Raw genomic sequence first — 23418 nt, 5'->3', positions numbered from 1 at the left:
GTGGAACGAATCTATCTCGACCATGCTGCCACATCTCCCATGCATCCAAGGGTTATTGAAAAAATGCTCGAGGTGATGAAATCAACTTTCGGAAATCCCTCAAGCATCCATTCTTTTGGCAGGGAAGCACGGCACCAGATTGACTTAGCGCGAGCGGTGCTAGCGGACAGCATTGGTGCAAAGGTAAACGAGATTATTTTTACAAGTGGAGGAACCGAAGCAGATAATATGGCGTTATTTGGGGTTGCGGAAACCTATCAGCAAAATGGCAGGCATATTATTACCTCCGCAGCGGAGCATCATGCGGTTCTTCATGCTTGCAAAAAGTTAGAAAAAATGGACTTTGAAGTCACGTATTTACCTGTGGATGAAACAGGGCGAATATCAATGACTGAACTTCGTGCTGCCTTAAGGGAAGATACCATTTTGGTGTCGATTATGTATGGTAATAATGAAGTAGGCACACTCCAACCAATTACCGAGATTGGACAGTTATTAAAAGATCATCAAGCGATATTCCATACCGATGCCGTTCAGGCTTACGGTGTCGAAAACATTGATGTCAATGAAAGCCAGATTGATTTGTTATCTGTCTCTGCCCATAAAATAAACGGGCCTAAAGGAGCAGGATTTCTTTATTCCAGGTCCATTGTGAAGCTGTCTCCTCGTTCCTTCGGCGGTGAGCAAGAAAGAAAAAGACGTGCTGGGACGGAAAATATTTCGGCGATTGTTGGATTTCATGAAGCTGTGTTGATTGCAAATGAAGAACGTACAGCTAAGCGTAATAGATTCTTTGATTTGAAAAAGACCTTGATTGAAAGGCTCCGTCAGTTAGATGTAGAATTTGACAGAAACGGATCGCTTGAATATTCATTGCCACATGTATTAAACTTAAGCTTTCCTGGAACAAGTGTGGAAGCGTTGCTAGTGAATCTCGACTTAGCGGGAATTGCTGTTTCGAGCGGTTCGGCATGCACTGCGGGTTCAATTGAACCTTCCCACGTGCTTGTTGCCATGTTTGGGAAACAATCGGAGCGATTAACTAATTCGATTCGTTTCAGCTTTGGCTTTAATACGACTACCGAGGAAGTAATCAAGGCGGCTGAGGAAACAGCTAAAGTTGTTACTCGTCTGAAAAAATAAATCTTCGACGACTTTGCAGCATAAGAGAGGTGAAAATCAATGGAAAGAAAAGATCCAAAAAACACAAGGGTTGTTGTTGGAATGTCAGGGGGAGTAGATTCTTCTGTGGCAGCACTTTTGTTGAAGCAGCAAGGCTACGATGTCATCGGAATTTTTATGAAAAACTGGGATGACACGGATGATACCGGTTTTTGTACGGCAACCGAAGACTATGAGGATGTCATTCGCGTTTGTAATCAAATCGGGATCCCCTATTATGCGGTAAATTTTGAAAAACAATATTGGGACAAGGTATTTACCTATTTCCTTGAAGAATATAAAGCAGGCAGGACACCTAATCCGGATGTAATGTGTAACAAGGAAATTAAATTTAAAGCCTTTTTAGAGCATGCATTGAAATTAGGTGCGGACTATCTGGCTACTGGTCATTATGCACAAGTTGAATATCGTGATGGAGAATATAAGATGCTCCGCGGTCTTGACGAAAATAAGGACCAAACCTATTTCTTGAACCAGTTGACGCAGGAGCAGCTTAGTAAAGTTATGTTCCCGATAGGTAATCTTGAAAAACCAAAAGTTCGTGAAATTGCCAAAGAAGCGAATCTTGCCACTGCTACAAAGAAAGATAGCACAGGGATTTGTTTCATCGGGGAACGAAATTTTAAAGATTTCCTAGGTCAATATCTGCCGGCTCAGCCAGGAAACATGGAGACGTTCGATGGTGAGGTCAAAGGCAAGCACGAGGGGTTAATGTATCATACGATCGGTCAAAGACATGGCTTAGGAATTGGTGGAGCGGGTGAACCGTGGTTTGCCATCGGTAAGGACTTAGAACGAAATGTTCTTTATGTGGGCCAAGGTTTTCATCATGAAAAACTATATTCAGATTCCATTTCTGCTGTCGGCGTAAGCTGGGTATCGGACCGAGAAAAGCCAGCTGAATTTACATGCACGGCAAAATTCCGCTATCGTCAGGAAGACCATAAAGTAACCGTGCGTCTTTTAGAAGATGCTCAAGTTGAGGTCGTTTTTGATGAGCCGATTCGTGCCATCACTCCAGGACAAGCCGTTGTTTTTTACAATGGCGATGAATGTCTGGGCGGAGGGACAATTGACCACGTCTTTAAAAATCGTGAACGATTAACATATGTTGGCTAATAAAGACCCTGATTCCTTTTCTAGGAGTCAGGCTTTTTTTTTAATAAAATATGATATACTTTCACTTAGGATTGGAGCTGATTTAAATGGATAAAAACCAATTAGGTGTGCAATACATGCAGGATGGCAATTTGGAAGAGGCGGCAAAGGCCTTTAATGAAGCCATTCAAGAAAACCCAAACGACCCAGTTGCCTATATTAATTTCGGAAATGTACTTTCCGCTGTTGGGGACGACGAAAAGGCACTTAATTTTTATCAAAAAGCAATTGAAATAGATGAAAACGCTGCGGCGGCTTATTATAGTATTGGAACCTTGTTATTTAGTAACGACCTCTTCAACGAAGCCAAGAATATGTTTGAGACAGCTATGAAAAAAGGTCTGCAATCAAGTGACAATTACTTCATGTTGGGGCTGACACTTGTTCAGTTGGATCAAGGGAAATTTGCGCTTCCATATTTACAAAGAAGCGTCGAGTTAAATGAAAATGATGCGGAAGCACGTTTTCAATATGGGTTATGTCTTGCGCAGCTTGAGTTAATTTCTGAAGCGCTGATTCAATTTGAAAAATGTATCGAACTAGATCCGGAACATTCCGATGCCTATTATAATTTAGGTGTCACTTGCGCTTTTCAAGAAAATCCTGTGAAAGCAGTTGAAATGTTTAATAAAGCACTTGAAATTCAACCAGACCATTTACTTGCTGGTCACGCGAAAAAGTTAATCGAAGGTAACCAGTAATTTTTCTTATTTTTTCAGAAAGGAGGGAGCCAAATGGAAAAGCAAGATACACTTGATTTATATACTGAACAAGGAAAATTCGTAAAAGGAAGACCGATTGTGACCATTTTTCACAATGATCAAAACCTTTACACCGTGCTAAGGATTCGCGTCGATGAAACAAATCATCCTTATGAGGACAAAGAAGCAGTGGTCACCGGTTATTTTCCGAAAATTCATGAACAAGAGACCTATATCTTTTTCGGAGAATTTAAGGATCATCCAAAGTTTGGGATGCAATTTCATACCAATCATTTTCGCAAGGACATGCCCCAAACGAAACAAGGGGTTATCAACTATTTATCTGGAGAAATGTTCAAGGGGATTGGAAAAAAGACCGCTGAAAACATTGTAGAAACCTTAGGAGAAGACGCCATTTCCAAAATTCTCAATCAGCCGTCATTGCTTGACTCCATACCAAAACTTCCTCCTGAAAAAGCAAAATTACTTTACGATACGTTGATGGAGCATCAAGGACTCGAGCAAGTGATGGTTGCTTTAAATCAATATGGATTTGGACCGCAGATTTCTATGCGGATTTATCAAGCCTATAAAGATGAAACACTTGACATTATGCAGAAAAATCCTTATCAACTGGTTGAGGATATTGAAGGAATCGGGTTTGGCCGGGCCGATGAGCTTGGCTACCAGCTGGGTATTTCCGGAAACCATCCTGACCGGATCAAAGCAGCCTGTCTCTACATCCTTGAAAATGAAAGCATGCAAACAGGGCATGTATACATAAATGCTGAAGACTTATTGGAGCAAGTAAAAGCATTATTAGAAGATAACAAGCGTGATCAAATCGACTACATAGATATATCCAATGAGGTCATTAAGCTGCAAGAAGAGGGTAAATTAATGGGGGAAGAAAAACGCGTTTACTTGCCTTCTTTATATTTTGCAGAAAAAGGGCTTGTGACGAATATCCACCGAATCCTTGAACAAACCGAATATAAAGATCAATTTCCCGAATCTGAGTTTCTGCTATCGTTAGGAAGTTTAGAGGAACGGCTTGGGGTCCAATATGCACCGACGCAGCGAGAAGCCATCCAAACGGCGTTAATGTCGCCGATGTTGATTTTAACAGGTGGACCTGGAACAGGGAAAACGACTGTTATTAAAGGGATTGTTGAGCTTTATGCCGAATTGCATGGCTGTACCTTAGAGCCTAAGGATTACCATAAAAAGGGGGAGCCATTCCCATTTTTGCTTGCAGCACCGACTGGTAGAGCGGCAAAAAGAATGAGTGAATCGACGGGACTTCCAGCGGTAACCATACATCGTCTCCTCGGATTTAATGGGCAGGAAGGATTTGACCGTGAGGACGCGAGCCCGCTTGAAGGGAAAATTATCATTGTCGATGAAACGTCGATGCTTGATATTTGGCTTGCTAATCAACTGTTTAAGGCACTCCCTGAAAATATTCAAGTCATTCTAGTCGGGGATGAAGATCAATTGCCCTCCGTAGGACCAGGCCAGGTTTTAAAGGATATGCTGGAATCTGAACGGATTCCCACGGTCCGCCTAACCGATATTTATCGCCAGGCAGAAGGTTCTTCCATTATTGAGCTAGCCCATGAAATCAAAAAGGGTTATTTACCTGCCGATATTACGGTGAAGCAAGCAGACCGTTCATTTATCAAATGTTCAACAGCGCAGGTATCTCAGGTTGTAGAAAAAGTAGCTCTAAATGCCAAGAATAAAGGATATTCGGCAAAGGATATTCAAGTATTAGCCCCCATGTATAGAGGGCCTGCTGGAATCGACCGTTTAAATGTATTGCTGCAAGAAATATTTAATCCAAACCCTGACGGCAAGCGGAAGGAAATTGCTTTTGGTGAGGTAAAGTATCGGATCGGTGATAAGGTTCTACAGCTTGTAAATCAACCAGAAAGTAATGTTTTTAACGGGGATATTGGGGAAATCATCTCGATTATTTATGCGAAGGAAAATACCGAAAAGCAGGATATGATTTATATTTCCTATGAAGGGAATGAAGTCGAGTATACAAAGCAGGACTTAAATCAAATCACGCATGCATATTGCTGTTCTGTTCATAAATCGCAGGGCAGTGAATTTCCGATTGTCATCTTACCAGTGACGAGAAGTTATTATCGGATGTTACGTAGAAATTTGATCTACACAGCGATTACCAGAAGTAAACAATCCTTGATCCTTTGCGGAGAAGTAGATGCACTCAAACTGGGCGTTGAAAGAGCGGATGAACTCTCTAGACAAACAACCCTATGCCAAAAGCTCCAGGAATCAATTACAGCTAGACCAAATGCTGGAGAAAATCATGAACCAATCGCTCCTAAAACAGTAGAAGGTGAAAATTCTACCGATGGCTTGTCCTACGAGGATCTTTTCATACAGGAAGATCCAATGATTGGCATGGAAAACGTTTCACCTTATGATTTTATGTTAAATGACTAACACTATAAATGTTCACAGGAGGTGGGACACTCTTTGCGGACATTTTCGTTACTGAAAGGACAGCCTGTTTTTAATACAAAAAGCGGCCAGAAAATTGGTGAGGTTTGTGATTTATGTATCTCAAGTAACGGTAAGGTAAATGGCTTACTGATTAAAAAAGGCGTTTTTTTCAAACAATCCTTTTTTCTGGACATCGAGAAAGTGGCTTCCTTCGGCTTAGATGGAATAATGATTGATGACGACGGCTATTTGATAAAACTGAAAGATGACCTAGAATATACACTTACTCATCAACATTCTCTAGATGGAATGATGATGCTATCTAAGAGCGGGGAATCGCTTGGATTGTTAAAAGATGTATATTTCCAGGAAGAATTGGGCACAATCATAGGGTACGAAATCACGGATGGCTTCTTTTCGGATCTTACGGAAGGCAAACAAGTCATTCAATCCGGGAAGCCCTTAGCTATCGGAAAGGATGCCATTATCGTAGATGTAAATAATACGTGAGGTGTCTTTCCATGTTTAAGTGTCCCAATTGTCAAAGCAAGGATATCGGTAAAATTGGTATCAACCAATATTATTGCTGGAATTGCTTTATTGAACTTACAGTAAACAAAGGCCTAATCAGTACCCATCAAGTCGAAGAAGACGGGTCACTTAGTTCCTTAGATGATTTGTTTGAAGAAGAAGAGCGTCGTTACACCCTTTAAGATAAAAAAGCGGAAGCGCTTGTGTTAGACCGTTATCAAAGTTAACCATGTAAACTTATTTAACGTCTATTAAAGAGGTGAAACGTATGAATAAAATGATGACGACGACGATGATTGCTATTGGTGCTGGGATGGCTGCCTATTCTGTGGCCTCAAGAAATAATATGATGTCAGCCCGAAATATGAAAAGAATGACAAAGAAAGTAAGGCGCGCGATATTTTAGAACTGAATCCCCCTCAAATTCGAGGGGGATTTTTGCGTTTCGGTTCATACCTGTTAACATGCGCTACCGCTTTTCTGATGCATAATTCCACCAAGTGTCTCTAAAACTAATATGAAAAGGAGGCATAAAACGTGGAGATTCAAATGAAATGGTATTACCGCATCGGGTTTTTACTCCTTTTATTAATTGCCATCTATGTGTTTCTAAAAATCCGCTTTGTTTGGATGCCTGTCTTTAGGGCAGCAACAATTATTATCCTCCCTTTTGTGATTGGAGGATTTATCACCTATTTGCTGCATCCAATTGTCGAAAAATTACACCAAAAAGGCATGCATCGAGGACTCGCTATTTTTCTTATCTATATTTTATTTTTTGGTGGTCTGGGTATTTGCGTATATAAGGGAGTTCCGGCGATGATCGACCAAATAAAAGACCTCTCCGAGAGCGCGCCAGTTTTAGCAGAGCAATACAGAGGATGGATTGATAAGCTTCAATCGCACACAAGAGAATGGCCCGACGGCTTGCAAACTAGAATTAATGATGGTATTGATGCGTTTGAAAAAAAGCTCGATTCTCTTTTGTCAGTCATTGTAAATATTTTAATTAGTTTTTTTAATTCTGCTTTAATAATGATGATCATTCCGTTCATTGCCTTTTATATGCTAAAGGATTTTCAATTGATTAAACGATCTCTATGGTATATTACCCCTAAACAGTGGCGGAAGAAGGGGACACTTTTCCTAAAAGACGTTGATGAATCGCTGGGCAGTTACATAAGAGGGCAACTTCTGGTATGTGTAATCATTGGCAGTGTCTCAGCCCTTTTGTTTTGGATATTTCATCTAAAATACTCTTTAATTTTAGGATTGATTGTTGGAGTGACCAATGTCATTCCCTATTTTGGACCCATCATCGGAGCTGTACCAGCAGTCATCATCGCTGCCACATCGTCCGTAAAATTAGTTGTGATTACAATGGTGATTGTTTTTGGGCTTCAATTTCTAGAAGGAAACATCCTATCTCCATTGATTGTAGGTAAAAGTCTTCATATGCACCCCTTAATAATCATGATGGCGTTAACAGCTGGGGGAGAAGTCGGTGGAATACTTGGACTTATTCTGGCTGTTCCTGTTTTAGTGGTAATAAAAGTGGCTATTATTCATGCGAAAAATCATTTTATTCGCAGGAAAGCAAAAGAACCTTCCACATAAGCGGGTGATAGATTGACAAACTTTTTTCGGGTAGCTATAATTCGTGATATAGAATGATTATTTGTATTAAAATGTTGAAGGATTGAGTATGTTGTAGAGACCATCTGTAACGCATTTGCGTAGAAGAGAGGAGCTTCCCTGGCTGAAAGAAGCTCTAGATGAAGGACGACAGAAAGCTAATCTGGAGTGCAGCTAACCACTGCCGTATTCCTGCGTTAAGGGATTATTGAGAGATGGATACGTGTTTTGTATCCGTAATCAGGGTGGTACCGCGAGACAAGCTCTCGTCCCTGTTTTTGGGATGAGGGCTTTTTTGTATGCTTTTTTATAAAAAAGGAGGGTCTACTAATGAAAAATTTAACAGGTTCACAAATTCGTTCGATGTTTTTAGAGTTTTTTAGTAAAGAAAAAGGTCACACCATTGAACCGAGTGCATCACTTGTGCCGCATGATGATCCATCACTATTATGGATTAATAGTGGGGTCGCAACTTTAAAGAAGTATTTTGATGGACGTGTCGTTCCTGAAAATCCTAGAATTACAAATGCGCAGAAATCTATCAGAACCAATGACATTGAAAATGTCGGAAAAACAGCTCGCCACCATACATTCTTTGAAATGCTTGGTAACTTTTCAATCGGTGAATATTTTAAAGTAGAAGCTATTGAATGGGCATGGGAATTCTTAACGTCTGAGAAATGGATTGGCTGGGATCCAGAACTTCTCTCAGTTACGATCCATCCTGAAGATCACGAGGCCTATGAAATTTGGCATAACACCATTGGTCTGCCAGAGGAGCGGATTATTCGTCTTGAAGGGAACTTCTGGGATATTGGTGAAGGTCCAAGCGGTCCGAATACAGAAATTTTCTATGACCGCGGTCCAGAGTATGGAAATGATCCTACGGATCCTGAACTCTACCCAGGTGGAGAAAATGACCGTTATCTTGAAGTCTGGAACCTAGTATTTTCTCAATTTAACCATAACCCGGATGGTACTTATACACCGCTGCCAAAGAAAAATATTGATACGGGGATGGGCTTAGAACGAATGGCTTCCGTTGTTCAAAACGTCCCTACCAATTTTGATACAGATTTATTTATCCCTATTATTCGGGCAACAGAAGAGATTTCCGGCGAAAAATACGGACAGAACAAAGAGACCGATGTTGCGTTCAAAGTAATTGCAGATCATATTCGTACGGTTGCCTTTGCGGTCGGCGATGGGGCATTGCCTTCAAATGAAGGTCGTGGCTATGTACTGCGCCGCTTGCTTCGCAGGGCTGTTCGGTATGCTAAACAAATTAATATTAATCGTCCATTTATGTTCGAACTTGTTCCTGTCGTAGGCGCAATCATGGATGATTTCTATCCGGAAGTGAAAGACAAGACTGATTTTATTCAAAAAGTAATCAAAAGTGAGGAAGAACGTTTCCATGAAACACTTCATGAAGGCTTAGCGATTTTAGCAACTGTGATTAAGAAGGAAAAAGAGAAAGGCAGTGAAACCATCACTGGTGCTGATATTTTCCGACTTTATGACACATATGGGTTCCCGGTTGAATTAACAGAGGAATATGCTGAAGAAGAGGGCATGAAGGTTGATCATGAAGGCTTTGAAGTAGAAATGGAGCAACAGCGTGAGCGTGCCCGGGCAGCAAGACAAGATGTTGACTCGATGCAGGTCCAAGGCGGTGTCCTTAGAGATGTTAAGGTTGAAAGTAAGTTTGTCGGCTATGACGAACTTAAAACGAATTCTACTGTGGCAGCAATCATTAAAAATGGTGAACTTGTCGACAAAGCATCTAGTGGCGAGGAAGTACAATTAATTCTAGATGTGACACCGTTTTATGCAGAGAGCGGCGGGCAAATTGCTGACCGCGGTTTGATAACAGGTGTAGATTCTAGCATAACGGTTAAGGATGTTCAAAAAGCACCAAATGGTCAAAACCTTCACCAAGTAGTAGTTAAATCAGGAACCTTATCAACGAACGACAAGGTGACTGCTGAGGTTGATGCTGAAAACCGCGTGAAGATTATTAAAAACCATACAGCAACCCATTTGTTACACCAAGCCTTAAAAGACGTTCTAGGCGAACATGTGAACCAAGCTGGTTCCCTTGTAGAACCAGATCGTCTCCGCTTTGACTTTTCGCATTTTGGTCAAATTAAACCAGAAGAACTTGAACAAGTCGAGAAAATCGTCAATGAAAAAATCTGGAGAAACATCGAGCTTGATATCAGCTTAAAGCCAATTGCTGAAGCAAAAGAAATGGGGGCAATGGCTCTTTTTGGAGAAAAATATGGTGATATTGTCCGTGTAGTAAGGGTTGGCGATTATAGCCTAGAGCTTTGCGGCGGCTGCCATGTTCCAAATACATCTGTGATTGGGTTGTTTAAAATTATTTCTGAAGGCGGAATTGGTGCTGGAACGAGAAGGATTGAAGCGGTAACCGGGGAATCAGCTTACAAATCATTAAATGAGCAAGTGAGCTTGTTAAAGGATGCAGCTGAGAAACTAAAAACCAATCCGAAAGAAATTGTGAATAGAATTGATAGTTTAATGCTAGAAATCAAACAACTTCACAGAGAAAACGAATCTCTTTCAACAAAACTTGGGAATATTGAAGCCGGAAATCTCGTATCAAAAGCGAAAGAAATTGATGGGGTAACAGTGTTAGCTGCAAATGTTCAAGGTGCTGATATGAATAATTTAAGAAATATGGCTGATGATTTGAAGCAAAAACTGGGCTCGGTCGTAATTGTTCTGGGTAGTGCCCATGAAGGAAAGGTTAACTTAATTGCAGCAGTTACCAAGGATTTAATTGAAAAAGGTTTTCATGCTGGAAAGTTAATCAAAGAAGTTGCTTCTCGCTGCGGCGGCGGCGGCGGCGGTCGTCCTGACATGGCTCAAGCAGGTGGTAAGGATCCGGAAAAATTGGATGCTGCACTTCAATTCGTTGATGAATGGGTAAAATCCATTTGATAATAGAACAAAGTAGTGTAAAATGTAGGTAACTAAGCTAAAAAGCGGAAGTGCCCAGGCGCTTCCGCTAGACAATACAATTCTCTCCTCAAATAAAAAGCGAGGTGTATGCAATGAGCTCATTTGACAAAACGATGCGATTTAATTTTCCTGAAGAACCGTTTGAGCATGATATAAATGACGTTCTTCTTCAAGTTTATGAAGCTTTGCAGGAAAAAGGCTACAATCCGATCAACCAAATTGTTGGTTATCTTTTATCAGGAGATCCTGCCTATATTCCGCGTCATCGCGATGCCCGCAATATTATTCGCAAACTTGAACGAGATGAAATTATTGAAGAATTAGTGAAATCCTATCTAAAACAACAGCGAGAGGGTTAATGAATGCGCGTATTGGGTTTAGATGTAGGCACTAAAACAGTCGGTGTCGCTTTAAGCGATGAATTTGGCTGGACTGCCCAAGGCCTTACAACTCTCAAAATCAATGAAGAAAAAAATGTGTTTGGTTTTGAGGAAATTGGTAAATTAATAAAAGAGTATCAAGTAGATACGGTTGTCATCGGTCTGCCTAAGAACATGAACGGGACGATTGGACCGCGCGCAGAAGCGAGTATGCAATATGCAAAAGAAATTGAAAGTAAATTTGCAGTGCCAACTGTTCTTTGGGATGAGCGTTTAACAACAATGGCAGCTGAGCGCGTATTACTTGAAGCCGATGTGAGTCGGAAAAAACGTAAGAAAGTAATTGATAAGATGGCTGCAGTGATGATCCTGCAAGGCTATCTGGATAGTAAAAATTAATGAGGTGAAGAAATGGCACACGATCACGAACAAGAACATGATGAAGAACAATTTATTACACTGGTAGACGAAAATGGTAACGAACAATTACATGAAGTGCTTTTTACTTTTGATTCTGATGAGTTCGAAAAATCTTATGTATTCTTTTATCCTGTAGGATCTTTTGATGATGATGAAGAAGATGTTGATATTCATGTTTACGCTTATATTCCTACGGAAGATGGCGGATATGGTCCGTTATTGCAAATTGAAACGGACGAGGAATGGGACATGGTTGAAGAAGTGTTCAATACCTTCAATGAGGACCAAGAAGCGGAAGAAGAATAGAATATGGATAAACCGGCTGATTTAATAGCCGGTTTTTTTTTGTCTTTACTGTATTAAAAACTGACAAATTTATTGTTAAATTGACATTTTTCGTACTATGTGCTGAAATAATTAAGATGTCTATTTTTTTAATGTTACACATTAATAGTTTACAAAACCTATATATGCGTTGGTATAAAGGGAAGGGGGAGTCAAATGACAACAGACAAAAAAGATGTTATCCGTAAAAAAATGCTTGAACATCAAAAAGAAGCAAAAGTTGTCAGAAAAATTGTTTTGATTATTTCAATTTTTTTGCTATTATTAATAGTCTTAATTAGTGGTGGAGGATATTTGTACATAGAATCAGCACTTAATCCTGTTGACGCAGGTAGTAAGAAACTGAAAACAGTGGATATTCCGATTGGCTCATCAGTCACAGGTATCGGCGAAAAGTTAGAATCAAGTGGGATCATAAAAAGTGCAAAAGTATTTAAATATTATGTAAAGCTTAAGAATGAAGGCGGGTTTATGGCAGGGGAGTATCAACTAAGTCCTTCCATGGATGTCCCCGAAATCGTTAGCCGTCTAAAAACCGGTAAGGTACTGGCTAAGGCTAGTTTCAAAATTACCATTCCTGAAGGAAAACAACTGAAAGAAATTGCGGCCATGATGGCGAAAGCAACAAAACAGAAGGAAGATGTTGTTTTTAATAAATTAAATGACAAAGAATTTATTAAAACGCTAATGGCAAAATATCCGGATATTTTAACCGAGGAAATCTTAAATTCTTCAGTAAAATATCCACTGGAAGGTTATTTATACCCGGCGACCTATCCGTTCTACAAACATAATCCCTCTGTTGAAGAAATGGTCACTGCTATGCTTGATAAAACCCGGACGATTGTATCTGCCTATTCAGAGCAAAGTAAGAAAAAAAAGCTATCTGTTCATCAACTATTAACCATGGCCTCATTGGTTGAAGAGGAAGCGACCGAAAAAGCGGACCGTAAAACGATTGCGAGTGTTTTTTATAATCGGATCGAAAAGGGTATGATGCTGCAAACCGATCCAACCGTTCTCTATGCTCAAGGGAAACACAAGGAAAGGGTGTTATATGAAGATCTTGAAGTGGATTCACCATATAACACATACCAAAATACGGGTCTGCCTCCAGGTCCAATTGCCAATGCCGGAAAATCTTCGATTGAAGCATCACTTGAGCCTGAGAAGACTGACTATTATTATTTCTTGGCAACGGCAGATGGTGATGTTATTTTTACAAAAACTCTGGAAGAGCATAATAAGGAAAAAGCAAAGCATATTACAAGTAAAAATTAATTGCATTACGGAGGAAATGTTATCATTCCTCCGTTTTTCTATTGAAATATTATACTGATCTATGTTAAAATAGTTCAAGTGTTTTAATAAATGATCCATAGCGTAACTCACAGTAAGGTAACCTGGCCATAGCTGCCTGGAACGCATTATGTCGGAATTCTACCCGTTAATGCTGAAGATTACTGTGAACGCTATTTTTTCATGTCTAAATAGTTTTATCTATAGAGATAATAAAAGTATTTGACTTAGAGAATTGCTAGCCTAAGCGCAATTCTTATTAGGGATAGAGGTGAGGGCAGCTTGTTAAATGAGAAGCTGCATTCTTATATTGAAGGTCTTATTTCTGAACGAAATCTATTGTTTACAGAAATGGAAAACTATGCGAGTGTTCATAATGTTCCTATTATGGAACTGTCAGGTATAGAAACGATGCTGCAATTATTACGAATTCACGATTCAAAGAAAATACTTGAGGTGGGAACAGCGATAGGTTATTCTGCTTTACGAATGGCAGAGGCGCTCCCAAATGCCCAAATTGTTACAATCGAGCGCGATGTGGACCGTATACACTTGGCTGAACAGTTTATCAGTCGTTCGGAACATAGTCATCAAATCACTATAATCAAGGGTGATGCACTAGAGGTTGAGGATGCCGTAAGTGGACATGCCTCTTTTGACGCGATTTTTATTGATGCAGCGAAAGGTCAATATAAAAAGTTTTTTGAAATCTATTCTAAATATCTAACGAATAATGGAATGATTATTACCGATAATGTTTTGTTTAAAGGCCTGGTTGCTGAACCTGTTATTGAAACAAAAAGAATACGTAATCTCGTCAAAAAGATTAATGAATTTAATCACTGGTTAATGAATCATCCGGATTTTGATTCTGTTATATTACCCGTCGGGGACGGGGTTGCGATAAGCAAAAGGAGAGGTGGTAGGATATGAAAAAATCAGAATTACTGGTAACTCCTTTGACTGTCAATGATATCTTGCCATTATGTGAAGCTGGTGCAGACGCGTTTGTGGTCGGTGAACAACGGTATGGCTTACGACTTGCAGGGGAATTTAACCGAGAAGATGTCCAAAAGGCGATCGAACTAGCCCACTCAAAAGGGAAAAAAGTATATGTAGCCATGAATGCGATTTTTCATAATGAAAAAATTGAAGAGCTCGGCGATTATATTCAATTTGTATCAGCGGCAAAGGCTGATGCGATAATTTTTGGTGATCCGGCCGTTTTAATGACGGCAAGAGAAGTTGCCCCAGATATGAAACTGCACTGGAGCACCGAAACAACAGGAACAAACTGGTACACTTGCAATTATTGGGGTAGAAAAGGTGCGAAACGGGCAGTGTTAGCACGAGAAATTAATATGGATGCGATCGTTGAAATGAAAGAAAATGCGGAAGTGGAAATCGAAGTACAGGTTCACGGCATGAGCTGTATGTTCCAATCCAAACGTTCGCTGCTAGGAAATTATTATGAGTATCAAGGAAAAGTTATGGAAATTGAAAATCGAAATATGCAAGAAAACATGTTTTTACATGATAAGGAACGAGAAAATAAATATCCAATCTTTGAAGACGAAAACGGTACACATATTATGAGTCCAAATGATATTTGTATCATTGATGAACTTCAAGAGATGCTTGAAGCGGGTGTCGACTCGTTTAAAATCGACGGAATCCTAAAAAGCTCTGAATATATTCTTGCAGTAACAAAGGCTTACCGTGAAGCAATTGATTTGTTTAGCGAAGATCCGGATGCTTATGAAGATAAAAAGGACGAGTTGTTAGCGGCAATTGAAGAAATTCAGCCGGCCAATCGTTCATTAGATACAGGATTTTATTTCAAAGAGACGGTGTATTAAGGAGGGGTTCAGCTGTGAATACAGTTAAAGATAAGATTTCTGAAATTATCGACGGAAAACGTGTCATTGTAAAGAAGCCGGAACTCCTTGCTCCAGCAGGTAATCTTGAAAAATTAAAAATTGCTGTACATTATGGTGCAGATGCCGTATTTATCGGTGGCCAAGAATATGGACTTCGTTCAAATGCCGATAACTTTACCTTCGAAGAAATGAAGGAAGGCGTGGAGTTTGCGAGAGAATACGGAGCAAGAATTTACGTGACCACCAACATTTTCGCTCATAATGAAAATTTGGACGGTTTAGATGAATATATACTTGGGTTGAAAGAAACTGGGATTGCGGGAATAATTGTCGCTGACCCGTTAATAATTGAAACTTGCCGCCGTCTTGCTCCGGAAATTGAAATCCATATAAGCACACAGCAATCACTCTCCAACTGGAAAGCTGCCCAGTTTTGGAAAGAGGCAGGGGCAGAACGTGTTGTCTTGGCACGGGAAGTAAGTGCAGAAGAAATTAGAGAAATGAAAGAAAAGGTCGATGTTGAGATTGAAACCTTTATTCATGGGGCGATGTGTATTGCCTATTCCGGACGTTGTACATTGAGCAACCATATGACTGCAAGGGATTCGAACCGCGGTGGCTGCTGTCAATCATGCCGCTGGGATTATGACCTTTACAAGTTAGAAGGCAGCAACCAGGAAGTTGCCCTTTATGAAGAAGGTGACGCACCGTTTGCAATGAGCCCGAAGGATCTTAATCTAATTCAAGCCATTCCACAAATGATCGAACTAGGTATCGATAGTTTGAAAATCGAAGGCCGAATGAAATCGATTCATTATATCGCAACAGTTGTCAGTGTTTATCGTAAAGTGATCGATGCCTATTGCGCGGATCCTGAGAATTTTGTCATTCAGAAAGACTGGCTATTGGAACTCGACAAATGTGCAAACCGGGAAACGGCTCCTGCATTTTTTGAAGGTGTGCCAGGGTATAAAGAGCAAATGTTTGGTAATCATAGCAAGAAGACAAATTTTGAATTTGTAGGCCTTGTACTGGATTATAACGAAGAAACAAAAATGGTTACACTTCAACAACGTAATCATTTTAAACCAGGGGAAGAAGTAGAGTTTTTCGGACCTGAAATTCAAAACTTTACCCATGTCATTGATAAAATCTGGGATGAAAAAGGTATTGAATTGGACGCAGCAAGACATCCACTTCAAATTGTACAATTTAAAGTGGACAAACCGGTCTACCCTAACAACATGATGCGAAAGGAGAACTAGCATGATGCGCAAACCCGTTGTTATTGGTGTAACCGGCGGCTCCGGCTCCGGAAAAACCAGTGTAACAAAAGCAATTTATGAAAGTTTGAAAGATCATTCCATTTTGGTGCTAGAACAGGATTATTATTATAAGGACCAGAGTGATTTACCATTTGAAGCACGTTTAAAAACAAATTACGATCATCCACTTGCCTTTGATAACGACTTATTGATCGAACATATCGAAAAGCTTTTACGCTATGAGACGATTCAAAAACCGGTTTATGATTATTCAATTCACACCCGTTCTGACAAAGTGATTCCAGTTCAACCCCAAGATGTTATTATTTTAGAGGGAATCTTAGTACTTGAGGACGAGCGGCTACGGAATTTAATGGACATCAAATTGTACGTTGATACAGATGCTGATTTAAGAATAATCCGCCGTTTGACTCGTGATATTAGAGATCGCGGTCGGACGTTTGATTCTGTCATTGACCAATACTTAAATGTTGTTCGTCCGATGCATAACCAATTTATTGAGCCTACGAAACGATATGCAGATATTATTATCCCTGAAGGCGGCCATAATCATGTGGCGATTGATTTAATGGTCACAAAAATTCAAACAATTCTTGAACAAAAGTCAATTTTATGAAACAATAGCAAAAGAAAAGTCTAATTAGAAAAATTCAGACTGGAAAAATTATTTTTGTTGCGCGCCCTTTTATTAAAGGACGCGCTACTATCTATTATGCCGGTTGGCATAATATTACATATTTTACATACACAATTCTTAATGACTAGAAGGAGTGAGGGTTTTGGCAACAGAGAAAGTATTTCCAATGACACAAGCAGGTAAAGAAAAACTTGTCCAAGAACTTGAATACTTAAAATCAGTGAAACGTAAAGAAGTGGTTGAAAGAATTAAAATCGCAAGAAGTTTCGGGGATTTATCTGAAAACTCTGAGTATGATTCTGCGAAAGAAGAACAGGCTTTTGTTGAAGGGCGTATAACAACTTTAGAAAATATGGTTCGCAATGCGAAGATTATTGCAGAGGCCGCTATGGCGAGTGACTCTGTAACATTAGGAAGTTCCGTTACATTTGTTGAGCTCCCAGATGGGGATGAAGAAACGTATTCCATTGTTGGAAGCGCTGAAGCTGATCCATTTGAAGGGAAGATATCAAACGATTCACCAATCGCCAAAAGCCTTTTAGGTAAAAAAGTAGGCGACCAAGTTTCGGTTCAAACTCCCGGCGGTGAAATGAGCGTCCGTATCGTCAGCATTAAATAAGAAAAGCGGAAGGGCCCGTTTAGCGACGTATGGACTGGAGCGCTCCGAACGAGATAAAGGAAACACGAAGAGCGTTAGCGATTCGATGTTGACTTATCGTAGGAGGAGAGCGAAGTACACTAGTCGCTGGGCACTGGAGCTAGACAGTAATCAAAGTTCAATGAAATTATAAAAATCTATTATATAAATAATTGTTTGAAATAAGAAATCCTCGTCAAAACTTTTGACGAGGTGTTTTTTATGTGGCGAAGACGAGCCATTGGGTGGCTTATTATTTCTATTACAGGTTTGTTGTTGCTTTTAGTACGTTTAATGCAAATTCAGTTAATTGAGACAGAAACCTTTTCTAAACATAACGTAAATTTACTCGAAGAAAGTGTCAAACAAAGAACTCAAGAACTGGTAATTGATAATGGCAGAGGTAACTTTCTTGACCGAAATGGTGCAATGCTCACACATAAAAAAGTGGCAGTTCTCGTCCTTTTTCCCTTTTTAAAAAAAATGGATTGGGAGGCCGACAAGGTTTCAAGTATTTCTGGAATACCAATAACTGTCCTTAAGATGGCTGTGGAAGGGGCAAAAAAGCCTTTTGCCTATGGTGACCCTGAACCATATGAACTTACTAGTTCACAAATGGAAAGAATCAATAGCTTAAAAATACCTGGTGTATTTGCGATAGAAAAAAAGTTTGAACGTGCCCAAGTACCAGCGGAACAGTTGCTTGGGATGACAGGTGAAAATTCTAAAGAGTTAAAGAAGCGATATCCGAGTAAGGAATTGTCGGAGAAAACCTTAATTGGCGTGTCAGGGCTGGAAGAAAGTTTTGATGAATTTCTGCTCCCTGAAGGTAAATCAAAGCTGGTTTATCATGTAGACGGCGGTGGTGCACCGCTTTTTGGAATTAATGTAAGATATGTGGATCCGGCAAATCCGTTTTATCCTGTCAATATTCGGACAACCCTGGATAGGACACTTCAGCAAAAAGCGGAGAATTTAGTTGACCACTATCAGATAAAAAAAGGGGGCTTGGTTCTCCTTAATATTCAGGATAATAGCGTGTTGTCACTTGTTTCGCGGCCAACGATTAATAAAAATGACCCCTACAATGGTGCTGGAATGACAAATATGATGTTGAAACAACAGATAATGGGCTCAGTTTTCAAAACGGTTGTAGCGGCTGCGGCCATAGACCATAATCTTGATGACCCGAAGCGTCTATTTGATTGCAGTAAGAAAATCAATGGTAAACCAGAGTTAAAATACAATTATGGAATGTTGGATTTCACGAATAGCTTTGCAAGGAGTTGTAATCGTACCTTTGGAGAGCTAGCTAGTGAATTACAAAAAATGAATCCCAACCTTTTAGAAGATTATGCAGAAAAATTGTCGCTTACCGGTTCGGTTGGCTGGCAGGGGGATATCTATCATACGAATGATTTTAAACAGCTCGCGGATGAGGACAAAGGAAGAGTGTTTCTTTCTGAGGACGCAAGGAAGGACGCTAATTTCGCCGCGATGTCCGGGATTGGACAACATGAAGTACGGGCTACCCCTTTAGCCGTCGCTAATATGATGGCGACGATTGCAAGGGGTGGTGAAAAAGAGATGGTTAGGGCCGTATCAAAAATTGAATACAAAAACGGTACGACAATGGTCAATTTTCCGGAGCAAAGCTTAAAGGGAGATACCATTTCTCCCTATACCGCGATGAAGTTGCAAAAGTTATTGCGGGAAGTTGTCTTGAACCCGAACGGCACAGGAAGATGGTTTAAGGACTTGCCTTATGAGGTAGCAGGAAAATCAGGCACAGCGGAAACAGGAAAATATGAAGCAGGCAGGCAGTTGCATAATAAATGGTTCGCTGGTTATTTTCCTTACGAGAATCCCAAATATGTACTTGTGGCAGTGAATTTGGATGTACTAGATTCAGAGGGCGGGGTAAATTTGTTGTTTGCTGATATGGTTAAAATGCTGTATGAAAAAGATAATGGGATGCAATAGGTAATGTTTTTTCCTTCAAGTTCTCATAAAATCATGTTAGAATATTGAGAGTCTATAAATGTCTGGCTCCTTGTACCAAGGGGAGCTTCCGTATTTTATTTTAGGAGGGAATTAATTTGACTAATGATTTGAATTCTAATTCGCGTTCAGGTTACCGCTCAAAAAGAAAAAAGACCAATATTGTCTTAAATAGTTTAATCATCGTTGTGCTCTTACTAATTATTTTTGTCGCATATAATATCTTTGCTACTGGAAATGACAATGCATCACCAAAAAAGGAAAGTACAAAAACAGAGCAAAAGGAAAATAAAGATGAACAAAAGGAGTCTAAAACTGTCACTACAAATGACGATGACAGTGTAACTGATCCTGCTGCCAAAGAAGAAGAACTAAGTGAAGATGCTGCGACATCAGAGGATTCTTCCACATCTGAGGAAACTACGACACCAGAGGAAGCAGATGAATCACAGGCTGTCGTGACAGAGGGAGACGGCAATTCGAATGTGATAAAAGCAACTGAAAATCCTGCTTGGCAGCCTGTTGGTACATCGCAATCAGGCGAGCATACTCCAGTTTATGACGAGTCTTCGGCTGACTGGCAAGAAATGTTGAATGCCATTTCTTATGCAACTGGTTTAGACAAAGGTAATATGACCGTTTATTGGCTGGGAAGAGATAGGTCTACCACAAATGGCTCATTTGGAACCGTCGCTTCAAAAGATAAACAGCAAAAGTTTAATGTATATCTCCAATGGGTTGATGGTCAAGGTTGGAAACCTACCAAGGTGGAAGAACTGGCTGAATTAAATCAGTAATCGATATTGAAAAAACCTCTCGAAATCTCGAGAGGTTTTTTGCGCATTTTAGACATTTCGAGGCATTCTCACAACGAAAATATTGACGAATTTGCAAAATATGATAAGTTGGGAACAGGTTTTTCACGAACCCATAGTATACTCATAGGATTGATGTATTCAATAAGGAGTGAATAGGTAAGAAGGTGCAGCACATTGTAGCATGCTTATTACAAAAGCGGTAGAATAGTGTTTGCGGATACAATGTATGGTTCCGAGGAAGATTATAAGCAGTAAATCTGATAATAATTATGAATACAAGAAAGAGGTCACAGTATGAAAATCGCAATCATTGGAGCAATGGAAGAAGAAGTAACTTTACTTAGAGACAATATCGACAATCAAACACAGGAAACTATAGCAGGCTGTGAATTTACCTTTGGAAAAATGCATGAAGTGAATGTCATTCTGCTTCGTTCTGGAATTGGTAAAGTCAACGCTGCCATGTCATCTACTATTCTGCTTGAAAAATATAAGCCTGATTGCATCATCAATACAGGGTCTGCTGGTGGCTTTAATCCTGCACTAAATGTAGGTGATGCCGTTATTTCAACGGAGGTTCGCCATCATGATGTAGATGTAACTGCTTTTGGTTATGAATATGGCCAGGTTCCGCAGTTGCCAGCTGCCTTTATGGCGGACGCTAAATTAATTACAGTCGCAGAAGCAGCAGCATCAGAACTTGAAAACTTCCAAATTGTCAAAGGCCTAATAGTCACTGGAGATTCTTTTATGGAGGACCCTGTACGTGTCGAGTTTGTCCGGTCAAAATTTCATGACCTGCAAGCCGTCGAAATGGAAGCAGCAGCAATCGCACAAGTGGCTCATCGTTTTGGCGTACCTTTTGTCATTATTCGCTCACTTTCTGATATTGCTGGAAAAGAATCTGAAGTTTCTTTTGACCAATTTATCGATAAAGCGGCAACTAATTCTGCGACATTGGTTATGAAAATGGTGGCAGCTTTACGATAGTTAGAAGAGGTGAAAAAATGAAGGTTTACAAAAATGTACATGAACTAATTGGGCATACACCTATTGTTGAAATTACACAATTTCCTTTGTCTGAGGGAGTTCGTATTTTTGCAAAACTAGAATTTATGAACCCTGGAGGCAGTGTAAAAGACCGCCTTGGGATCGAACTATTAAACGAAGCTTTTTCAAGTGGGAAATTGCAGGCGGGCGGAACAGTTATTGAGCCAACGGCAGGGAATACCGGGATTGGCCTAGCGCTAGCGGCTATAAATAAAGGAATTCAAGTAATATTATGTGTTCCGGAAAAATTTAGTATCGAAAAGCAAGAGCTGATGAAAGCACTAGGGGCCAAAATCGTTCACACGCCAACAGAAATGGGGATGAAGGGCGCGATTGCAAAGGCTGAGGAGCTTCTAAAAGAAATTCCAGGGTCTTATTGCCCGCAGCAATTTGCCAACCCTGCTAACCCCGCTACGTATTATAAAACGCTTGGCCCTGAACTCTGGGATCAAATGGACGGTCATATTGATATCTTTGTTGCTGGCGCAGGTACAGGCGGAACATTTATGGGGACTGCTCGGTATTTAAAGGACCATAAAAAAGCAGTTAAAACGGTTATCGTTGAACCGGAAGGATCGATCCTAAATGGCGGGGAATCTGGTCCGCATCGGACAGAAGGCATCGGAATGGAATTCCTGCCAGGGTATATGGACCCGGACTACTTTGATGCAATCCATACTGTTCCGGATGCGACAGCCTTCAACCATGTAAAGGAATTAGTTGTAAAGGAAGGACTTCTAGTCGGCAGTTCTTCTGGTGCCGCTTTTTATGCTGCACTTAAAGAGGCAGAAAAGGCAACCCCTAGAACAAATATTGTGGTCATTTTTCCAGACGGCAGTGAGCGTTACTTAAGTAAGAAGATTTTTGAAGGAGGGATTTAGCATGAAAAGAAAAACGCAATTAATTCATGGAGGAATTAGTAACGATCCAGCTACTGGTGCAGTTACCTTTCCCATTTATCAAGTGAGTACATTTAAGCAAGAAGGTGTCGGCGGGCATAAAGGCTTCGAATATTCACGAACAGGAAATCCGACCAGACATGCGCTTGAGGAATTGATCAAAGAGCTTGAAGGAGGCAAAGCTGGATTTGCCTTTGGCTCTGGAATGGCAGCCATGACAGCTGTGATGATGCTGTTTAACAGTGGGGATCATGTGATCTTAACTGATGATGTTTACGGCGGTTCGTTTCGGGTAATGACGAAAGTATTGAATCGATTGGGAATTGACTCTACCTTTGTGGATACAAGTAAATCTGAAACGATATTAAGCGCGATTCGACCAAATACAAGAGCCATTCATTTAGAAACACCTACAAACCCGCTTCTAAAGATTACAGATATTGAAGCTGTCGCAAAGCTTGCAAAAGAACATAATCTTTTAACTATTGTTGATAACACATTTTCGACGCCATATTGGCAAAACCCTATCGAACTTGGGGCGGATATTGTCTTGCATAGTGCCACAAAATACCTTGGCGGGCACAGTGATGTAGTCGCAGGTTTAGCTGTGGTAAATAGTGAAAAGCTTGCTGAGGAGCTCCATTTTGTTCAAAATTCTACCGGTGGGATCTTGGGACCGCAGGATTCATGGCTGTTAATTCGCGGAATTAGAACACTCGGAATTCGCTTGGAAGAGATGGAAGCAAATACGAAAGCAATTGTGGAATTCCTCCAAGGGCACACAAATGTAAAAAAAGTTTACTACCCTGGAATTGAAACACATCCGAATCATCAGATCGCTAAAAAACAAACAAGAGGGTTTGGCGGTATGGTTTCGTTTGATGTCGGGAGTGCCGAAAATGCAGACAAATTACTTAGTAAAGTGAAATATTTTACCTTGGCAGAAAGCCTTGGAGCAGTTGAAAGCTTAATCTCAGTACCAGCAAGGATGACCCATGCGTCAATTCCAGCAGAGCGCCGAGCTGAACTAGGGATTACCGATGGTCTAGTAAGAATCTCAGTAGGCCTAGAAGACGTAGAAGACCTCATTGAA

At 40.3% G+C, this 23418-nt stretch carries 23 protein-coding genes and 1 other annotated feature; all 23 genes read left to right on the top strand.

All coding sequences use genetic code 11. The annotated features are described in order from the left end of the window. Window positions 1-1143 carry a cysteine desulfurase family protein gene (locus ACSU6B_RS06605; protein ID WP_410884065.1) on the top strand — a complete coding sequence of 381 codons (1143 nt, stop codon included), beginning with the start codon at window positions 1-3 and terminating at the stop codon, window positions 1141-1143. A gap of 39 nt (window positions 1144-1182) precedes the next feature. After that, a complete protein-coding gene (gene mnmA, locus ACSU6B_RS06600; RefSeq protein ID WP_410883782.1) occupies window positions 1183-2301 on the top strand; it encodes a tRNA 2-thiouridine(34) synthase MnmA in 1119 nt (372 codons plus the stop codon). A gap of 86 nt (window positions 2302-2387) precedes the next feature. Further along, window positions 2388-3041, top strand: coding sequence for a tetratricopeptide repeat protein (locus tag ACSU6B_RS06595; RefSeq protein WP_214998430.1), 654 nt, complete (start codon window positions 2388-2390; stop codon window positions 3039-3041). 33 nt (window positions 3042-3074) lie between these two features. Beyond that, window positions 3075-5519 (top strand): SF1B family DNA helicase RecD2, encoded by a 2445-nt coding sequence (gene recD2 / locus ACSU6B_RS06590; RefSeq protein WP_410883780.1) that lies wholly within the window; start codon window positions 3075-3077, stop codon window positions 5517-5519. 33 nt (window positions 5520-5552) lie between these two features. Continuing rightward, window positions 5553-6029, top strand: a complete 477-nt coding sequence (locus tag ACSU6B_RS06585; protein WP_410883778.1) for a PRC-barrel domain-containing protein — start codon at window positions 5553-5555, stop codon at window positions 6027-6029. A gap of 11 nt (window positions 6030-6040) precedes the next feature. Beyond that, a complete protein-coding gene (locus ACSU6B_RS06580) occupies window positions 6041-6232 on the top strand; it encodes a hypothetical protein (RefSeq protein ID WP_168245164.1) in 192 nt (63 codons plus the stop codon). A gap of 86 nt (window positions 6233-6318) precedes the next feature. Continuing rightward, window positions 6319-6456 carry a YrzQ family protein gene (locus ACSU6B_RS06575; RefSeq protein WP_410883776.1) on the top strand — a complete coding sequence of 46 codons (138 nt, stop codon included), beginning with the start codon at window positions 6319-6321 and terminating at the stop codon, window positions 6454-6456. A 131-nt stretch (window positions 6457-6587) separates the two neighbouring features. Continuing rightward, on the top strand, window positions 6588-7667 hold the full coding sequence (locus tag ACSU6B_RS06570) for an AI-2E family transporter (RefSeq protein WP_214998434.1): 1080 nt from the start codon (window positions 6588-6590) through the stop codon (window positions 7665-7667). Between the two features lie 65 nt (window positions 7668-7732). Next, window positions 7733-7962: a binding site (T-box leader), on the top strand. 53 nt (window positions 7963-8015) lie between these two features. Continuing rightward, a complete protein-coding gene (gene alaS, locus ACSU6B_RS06565) occupies window positions 8016-10652 on the top strand; it encodes an alanine--tRNA ligase (RefSeq protein WP_410883774.1) in 2637 nt (878 codons plus the stop codon). A 113-nt stretch (window positions 10653-10765) separates the two neighbouring features. Continuing rightward, window positions 10766-11032 carry an IreB family regulatory phosphoprotein gene (locus ACSU6B_RS06560; RefSeq protein ID WP_066257787.1) on the top strand — a complete coding sequence of 89 codons (267 nt, stop codon included), beginning with the start codon at window positions 10766-10768 and terminating at the stop codon, window positions 11030-11032. Between the two features lie 3 nt (window positions 11033-11035). Further along, window positions 11036-11452 (top strand): Holliday junction resolvase RuvX, encoded by a 417-nt coding sequence (gene ruvX, locus ACSU6B_RS06555; protein ID WP_410883772.1) that lies wholly within the window; start codon window positions 11036-11038, stop codon window positions 11450-11452. 12 nt (window positions 11453-11464) lie between these two features. Further along, on the top strand, window positions 11465-11779 hold the full coding sequence (locus tag ACSU6B_RS06550) for a DUF1292 domain-containing protein (RefSeq protein WP_214998437.1): 315 nt from the start codon (window positions 11465-11467) through the stop codon (window positions 11777-11779). 195 nt (window positions 11780-11974) lie between these two features. Next, the gene (gene mltG, locus ACSU6B_RS06545) at window positions 11975-13099 is read left to right on the top strand and encodes an endolytic transglycosylase MltG (protein WP_410883770.1); all 1125 of its coding nucleotides are present in this window, start codon (window positions 11975-11977) and stop codon (window positions 13097-13099) included. Between the two features lie 300 nt (window positions 13100-13399). Further along, window positions 13400-14050 carry an O-methyltransferase gene (locus tag ACSU6B_RS06540; RefSeq protein ID WP_410883768.1) on the top strand — a complete coding sequence of 217 codons (651 nt, stop codon included), beginning with the start codon at window positions 13400-13402 and terminating at the stop codon, window positions 14048-14050. Next, window positions 14047-14976, top strand: coding sequence for a peptidase U32 family protein (locus tag ACSU6B_RS06535; protein WP_215014685.1), 930 nt, complete (start codon window positions 14047-14049; stop codon window positions 14974-14976). The genes ACSU6B_RS06540 and ACSU6B_RS06535 overlap by 4 nt, the downstream gene beginning before the upstream one ends. A 14-nt stretch (window positions 14977-14990) precedes the next feature. After that, window positions 14991-16262, top strand: a complete 1272-nt coding sequence (locus tag ACSU6B_RS06530) for a peptidase U32 family protein (RefSeq protein ID WP_410883765.1) — start codon at window positions 14991-14993, stop codon at window positions 16260-16262. A 1-nt stretch (window position 16263) separates the two neighbouring features. After that, window positions 16264-16899 carry a uridine kinase gene (gene udk / locus ACSU6B_RS06525; RefSeq protein WP_088089069.1) on the top strand — a complete coding sequence of 212 codons (636 nt, stop codon included), beginning with the start codon at window positions 16264-16266 and terminating at the stop codon, window positions 16897-16899. 163 nt (window positions 16900-17062) lie between these two features. Beyond that, window positions 17063-17539 (top strand): transcription elongation factor GreA, encoded by a 477-nt coding sequence (greA, locus tag ACSU6B_RS06520; RefSeq protein ID WP_098934406.1) that lies wholly within the window; start codon window positions 17063-17065, stop codon window positions 17537-17539. Window positions 17540-17779: 240 nt separating this feature from the next. Next, entirely contained in the window at window positions 17780-19540 is a 1761-nt protein-coding gene (locus ACSU6B_RS06515) for a peptidoglycan D,D-transpeptidase FtsI family protein (protein WP_410883762.1), read from the top strand. A 116-nt stretch (window positions 19541-19656) separates the two neighbouring features. Continuing rightward, window positions 19657-20355 carry a YrrS family protein gene (locus ACSU6B_RS06510; protein WP_410883760.1) on the top strand — a complete coding sequence of 233 codons (699 nt, stop codon included), beginning with the start codon at window positions 19657-19659 and terminating at the stop codon, window positions 20353-20355. Between the two features lie 315 nt (window positions 20356-20670). Then, a complete protein-coding gene (gene mtnN / locus ACSU6B_RS06505; RefSeq protein WP_410883758.1) occupies window positions 20671-21366 on the top strand; it encodes a 5'-methylthioadenosine/S-adenosylhomocysteine nucleosidase in 696 nt (231 codons plus the stop codon). 17 nt (window positions 21367-21383) lie between these two features. Further along, window positions 21384-22307, top strand: coding sequence for a PLP-dependent cysteine synthase family protein (locus tag ACSU6B_RS06500; protein WP_410883756.1), 924 nt, complete (start codon window positions 21384-21386; stop codon window positions 22305-22307). Between the two features lies 1 nt (window position 22308). Continuing rightward, window positions 22309-23418 (top strand): bifunctional cystathionine gamma-lyase/homocysteine desulfhydrase (locus ACSU6B_RS06495; protein ID WP_410883754.1); only part of this gene is annotated, 1110 nt, incomplete at its 3' end.

The sequence above is a fragment of the Neobacillus sp. C211 genome, assembly GCF_051842875.1.
GTDB lineage: Bacteria > Bacillota > Bacilli > Bacillales > Cytobacillaceae > Neobacillus.
The sequence above is the reverse complement of the archived record's forward strand: the minus strand, read 5'-3'. Positions and strand labels throughout refer to the sequence as shown.

Bases quoted from the DNA above. Each gene is read 5' to 3' on its own strand.
- ACSU6B_RS06550 (WP_214998437.1), top strand. From the start codon at position 11,465: ATGGCACACGATCACGAACAAGAACATGATGAAGAACAATTTATTACA.
- ACSU6B_RS06580 (WP_168245164.1), top strand. From the start codon at position 6,041: ATGTTTAAGTGTCCCAATTGTCAAAGCAAGGATATCGGTAAAATTGGT.
- udk (WP_088089069.1), top strand. From the start codon at position 16,264: ATGATGCGCAAACCCGTTGTTATTGGTGTAACCGGCGGCTCCGGCTCC.
- ACSU6B_RS06515 (WP_410883762.1), top strand. From the start codon at position 17,780: ATGTGGCGAAGACGAGCCATTGGGTGGCTTATTATTTCTATTACAGGT.
- mnmA (WP_410883782.1), top strand. From the start codon at position 1,183: ATGGAAAGAAAAGATCCAAAAAACACAAGGGTTGTTGTTGGAATGTCA.
- mltG (WP_410883770.1), top strand. From the start codon at position 11,975: ATGACAACAGACAAAAAAGATGTTATCCGTAAAAAAATGCTTGAACAT.
- alaS (WP_410883774.1), top strand. From the start codon at position 8,016: ATGAAAAATTTAACAGGTTCACAAATTCGTTCGATGTTTTTAGAGTTT.
- mtnN (WP_410883758.1), top strand. From the start codon at position 20,671: ATGAAAATCGCAATCATTGGAGCAATGGAAGAAGAAGTAACTTTACTT.
- ACSU6B_RS06595 (WP_214998430.1), top strand. From the start codon at position 2,388: ATGGATAAAAACCAATTAGGTGTGCAATACATGCAGGATGGCAATTTG.
- ACSU6B_RS06575 (WP_410883776.1), top strand. From the start codon at position 6,319: ATGAATAAAATGATGACGACGACGATGATTGCTATTGGTGCTGGGATG.
- recD2 (WP_410883780.1), top strand. From the start codon at position 3,075: ATGGAAAAGCAAGATACACTTGATTTATATACTGAACAAGGAAAATTC.
- ACSU6B_RS06500 (WP_410883756.1), top strand. From the start codon at position 21,384: ATGAAGGTTTACAAAAATGTACATGAACTAATTGGGCATACACCTATT.
- ruvX (WP_410883772.1), top strand. From the start codon at position 11,036: ATGCGCGTATTGGGTTTAGATGTAGGCACTAAAACAGTCGGTGTCGCT.
- ACSU6B_RS06535 (WP_215014685.1), top strand. From the start codon at position 14,047: ATGAAAAAATCAGAATTACTGGTAACTCCTTTGACTGTCAATGATATC.
- ACSU6B_RS06560 (WP_066257787.1), top strand. From the start codon at position 10,766: ATGAGCTCATTTGACAAAACGATGCGATTTAATTTTCCTGAAGAACCG.